This window comes from Paraburkholderia sp. SIMBA_053 (genome assembly GCF_046534895.1).
In the GTDB taxonomy this organism is placed as follows: domain Bacteria; phylum Pseudomonadota; class Gammaproteobacteria; order Burkholderiales; family Burkholderiaceae; genus Paraburkholderia; species Paraburkholderia caledonica.
The window spans coordinates 1-237 of the sequence record NZ_JAWRXU010001683.1 but is presented as its reverse complement, the minus strand read 5'-3'; the positions used below and the strand labels follow the sequence as shown (position 1 = coordinate 237).

The following is a 237-nucleotide window of genomic DNA, read 5'->3' as shown; positions in this document are numbered from 1 at the left end:
GCCGTTGTCATCACGCGTTGCGCTGATCGTGATGTGACGCTGTGCGCGATCGAGCGATTGCAGCGCACCCTCCTCGAACTCGAAGCCGTGACGCCGCGCCTGCACCGCGAATTGCAGCTGATGCGTGGCGGGATCGATCTGACCTGACGCGGCTTCGTGCAGCAGCGGCTTCCAGAAGTGCGTCGGCGAGCGGTCGACGAGGACGACTTGCGCGTGCCCGCTCTTGCCGAGCGATTC

1 pseudogene is annotated in these 237 nt (G+C 65.4%); it reads right to left on the bottom strand.

From position 1 onward, the window contains the following. A pseudogene (locus tag SB753_RS41265) lies at window positions 1–237 on the bottom strand (NAD(P)/FAD-dependent oxidoreductase); the annotation flags it as partial.